Below are 4,186 nucleotides of genomic sequence, written 5' to 3'. Positions count from 1 at the left end.
GCGTACTCAACTGCGCTGCAATGACGGCCGCCCACCGGACGCTGCCATTCGGCACCGTCCTGATGGTTCAGAGCGGCGGCCGCTCGATCCAGGTCACGGTAAACGATCGCGGTCCATTCACTGGCGCATTTCTTGATCTATCGCCTGCGGCTGCGACTGCGCTCGGCTGCCGCTGCACTCGTCGCAACGTGACCGCGACGGTTGTGCAAATGGGATCCGGTGGGACTTTGGTCGCGAGCCGAGGCCGCCAACGTCCCGTCGCTGCGGCGGCCATTCCGGGGTTCTTCCAACCGATGCAAGACGCCATGGGTGCGTTGGGAACGCTCGGATCATCGATGGCAATGGCACCTGGGCCGCGCCATCACCGTCGCCACTAACCGAAGCGCTCGTTGGCATTGCGGGGGGTTGCTGACCAATTGCTCGACGACAAGGCGGAGCAGGGGGCAAGGTCAGCTGATCGCATATCGAGGAGCCTGTGATGCGGCTGTCTAGTCTGGCTGTTGTGGCGTTTATCGTGGAAGCTTCTGGCCCGACTTATGTCTCTAACGCGTTGGCAGCTCCGGAATGTTCAAGATCGACGGAACTAGCGGAGTGGAGGGAGGAATTCGACCATTCGGAGCGGTTCCTCGGCCAAGCCAGCGTCTCCGGTCGTATAGTCTTTGGTCTGTATTGCTGTCCATTGCGTGGCCCGGAGGCATCATCAATCTGCGGAAATGAAGCCGAGTGGCCCTCGCCACAATTAGGGCAATACCTTACACAAATGTGCTTCCGGTGATTTGCAATTGGACCGTGTGCCCCGGCGGTCGCCTAAATCAGCGAACGCCAATACATTCACTGCGCGATCCAACTGACGTGGCTTGCCAAACTGGTGCACGCGAGGGACGCGATGAGCCCGATTGTTTCATGTCTCCGATCGGATGATTGCCAGATTGTGATCACCGGGATCTCGCGCGAGATAGCCAGACCTCACGGAGGCGAAGCATCTGCGCAGACGTGCGGCAAGAATTTGGGCAGAATTTCAATCAGGCGGCTTTCACATCTGGTCTGCTGGATTATGGCGTGCCTGACATGCGCGGCGCTCATCACCGCCCCGCAAGTCGCTCGCGCACAATGCACCACGAACCCCGTGAACGGTGGCATCCTTCAGAACGGTGGGTCGCCCTGCACAGTCACCGGCGGAGTGACCGTTGGCTTCGGAACAGCCGTACGCGCTTTCAACAACGCCAACGTCACGACGAATGGCGCGGTTACGGCTCGAGGGTTCGGAACGGGGATCAATGCCGACAGCAATTCTTTCGTGACGGTCAACGGACCGGTGACAGCGAGCGGCCTCGGACTGGACGCCGCCAACGGTAGCACAATCATCGCAAACAACATTGTGCTGTCAAACGATGGTGGTGGTGGCGCGATCGCCATGCGCGCCAACAATGCCACGATTAGCGCGAATGGCACCACCGTGAACTGGTCTAGCGGGGGCGGACAAAGTCTGGTCCAAGCATTGGCGGGGGGACTTATCCAGTTCACCGCCCCCTCGACCATCAACAATGCCAACGGCGGGGTCCCCTCCATTCTATTAGCCGATGGCGCCAACAGTCGCATCATCACCGACGGCCTGTCGATATCGACAGGTGGCTCGGGCGGCATTACCGCGGCCAAAGCGCAAGCCGGCGGCAATATCCAGCTCACCGGCGGCGCCGTCACGTTTTCTGGGGGAGGTGGGAACACCGGTCTTTTGGCGACGGGTACGAACAGCGCCATCACAGCAACCGGCGTCAACATCTCAGTGGGAACTGGCGGCGGTGGCCGTGGGGTGCAGGCGGACAATGCGGGTTCGATGACGCTCTCTGCTGGAACGACGGTTACCACGACCGGCGCTGGTACCCATGCCGCCGAAGTGACGAGCGGCACCCTAATCATGACTGGCGGGACACTGACCACCAACGGCGCCGGCGCCAATGCGCTCAATGTGAGTGGCGGCAACGCGACGCTTGCGGGCGTGATCCTGACCAGTCCGAACGCCGCGTCCATCGCCGCTGCCGGCGGTACCAGTAATGTAGCGCTCAGTGGCTCAACGGCGATCGTGAACAACGGGCTATGGCTGAACGTCAATGGCGGCGCCACGCTCAACCTCACCATGGATAGCTCGACCGTGCAGGGCGCTGCGCTCACCATCGCCGGCAGCACGTCCAACGTCACGCTGCAGAACAACTCACTGTGGACGATGACGGGCAACTCCAACGTCACCAACCTGACCAACAGTTCGAGCCTAGTCCAGTTCACACCACCTGTCGGCGATCCGTCACTGCTGTCGAGTTACAAGACGCTAACGGCGGTAAATTACACGGGCCAGGGCGGCACGCTCGGGCTCAACACGTTTCTCGGCGCTGACGGCTCGCCTTCGGACAGGCTCATCATCAACGGCGGCAGCGCGACCGGCAATTCCTTCTTGCGCATCACCAATGCGGGCGGTCCCGGCGCCGAGACGGTGGCGAACGGCATCGCGGTGGTACAGGCGATCAATGGCGGCACGACGGCGACGGGTGCCTTCACGCTCGCTGGCGAGGTGCGCGGCGGCGCCTTCGACTATTTTCTCTTCCGTGGTGGCCTCGACGGCAGCAGTCCCAACGATTGGTTCCTGCGCTCGACCTTCATCGTCCCTCCGGAACCGATCGAGCCGCCGACGGTGCCGCTGGTGCCGATCGGGCCGTCGCTGCCAATCGATCCGCCGCCGGGGGTGCTGCCGCCAGGCGTCTATCCGATCATAGGGCCGGAGATCGCGACTTACGGCGTTGTCCAACCAATCGCCCGGCAATTGGGGATGACGACGCTCGGCACCTTGCATGAACGTACCGGCGATACATCGCTAGCCGCAATTACGGGGACGCCATGCCTGACCGACGGCAACACGGCGAGCGGGATGCCGCGCAAGGCGCCCGTGAAAGCGCCGACCGATTGCCGGAGCGCCGGCTGGGCGCCCTCAGTCTGGGGCCGAGTCTTAGGCCAGCAGATCGACAACCATTACAGGGCATTCGCCGATCCGCGCGCCTCTGGCCAGCTGCTGGGCTTTCAGAGCGGCATCGACCTGTGGCGTGGCGAATGGATGCCGGGCCATCGCGATGCGGCGGGCATTTATGGCGGATATGCCAATGCCAATGTCAATGTGAGCGGTCTCGTCACCAACGAGGCTGCGACCGGCTATGTGCTTCGTCACACCGGCGGTCTAAATCTCAATGCCTGGTCGGGTGGGGCTTACTGGACGCATTACGGCCCCGGCGATTGGTACGTCGACGCTGTGGCGCAGGCGACGCACTATCAAGGCGACGCGAACACCCAATTCGCCAGCCTTTCGACCACCGGCTTCGGCTTCCTCTCGTCGCTGGAGACGGGCTATCCGATCCAGCTGCCGATGTTCGGGTCGGGCTTCGTGCTGGAGCCGCAGGCGCAGGTCGTGTGGCAACATGTGTCGTTCGACGACGCCAATGACGGCCTCGGCGCGATCGCGCTCGGCACGACGGCAGGCGCCAGCGGGCGGATCGGCCTGCGCGGCAAATGGTCCATCGTCAGCGACAGCGGGGAGCTGTGGCAACCCTATTTGCGCGCCAATCTGTGGCGTGACTGGGGGGCGCGGGCGACGGCGGTGTATTCCGGCGTCGACCTGGTGCCGCTGCTGGAGCAGGCCACCCGCCTGCAACTGGGCGGTGGCGTTAGCGTGAGGATGAACGCCAATGTCAGCATCTACGCCAATGCAGACTACCAGTTCGCTGTCGGTAATACCGATGGTGGCCAGCGCGATGGCATCCGCGGAGCCGCTGGCGTGCGATATACGTGGTGAAGCTATTTGCGTTTCCGCCCTAGGCCGTGCTTATGAGATGCAGCGACTTCCGAATTTGGCCCCACAGCAGAACTCGCGTCAGATTGCCTAATCGACTTGCCGCTCAGAAGCTCCAGTCCGTTCCCAGGTCGAAGATGCCACTGGGCTTCAGCTGCAAGCCGACACTGTCCAGAACGACATCGATCCATGTGGCGAGATTGGGTGAGTCGGGCCGCACGGCAATGGCGATCTGGTCCTTCTGCTCGCCCACAAGGCAAAGCTTTAGCTTGATACGAGCCGCCGGGTGCCGGGCGAACAACTCGCGCAACTCGATCTCGCCACCAAGACCGGCGAGTAGCCTGTCAGCTTCCAGGG

General features: G+C 62.6%; 3 protein-coding genes. 2 read left to right on the top strand and 1 reads right to left on the bottom strand.

Going from position 1 to position 4,186, the window contains the following annotated elements:
• The coding region (locus C7G41_RS36715) for a septal ring lytic transglycosylase RlpA family protein (RefSeq protein WP_106947059.1) at positions 1 to 377 on the top strand (377 nt) is incomplete at its 5' end.
• Positions 378 to 1,126: 749 nt separating this feature from the next.
• Positions 1,127 to 3,832 (top strand): autotransporter outer membrane beta-barrel domain-containing protein, encoded by a 2,706-nt coding sequence (locus tag C7G41_RS36705; protein ID WP_245446913.1) that lies wholly within the window; start codon positions 1,127 to 1,129, stop codon positions 3,830 to 3,832.
• Positions 3,833 to 3,935: 103 nt separating this feature from the next.
• Here the strand turns inward: C7G41_RS36705 and C7G41_RS37570 are convergent.
• On the bottom strand, positions 3,936 to 4,186 hold a 251-nt coding region (locus tag C7G41_RS37570), incomplete at its 5' end, for a hypothetical protein (protein ID WP_158268095.1).

It is taken from the genome of Bradyrhizobium sp. MOS002 (genome assembly GCF_003020115.1).
Lineage (GTDB): Bacteria > Pseudomonadota > Alphaproteobacteria > Rhizobiales > Xanthobacteraceae > Bradyrhizobium.
This window is presented reverse-complemented; position numbering and strand designations above follow the sequence as displayed.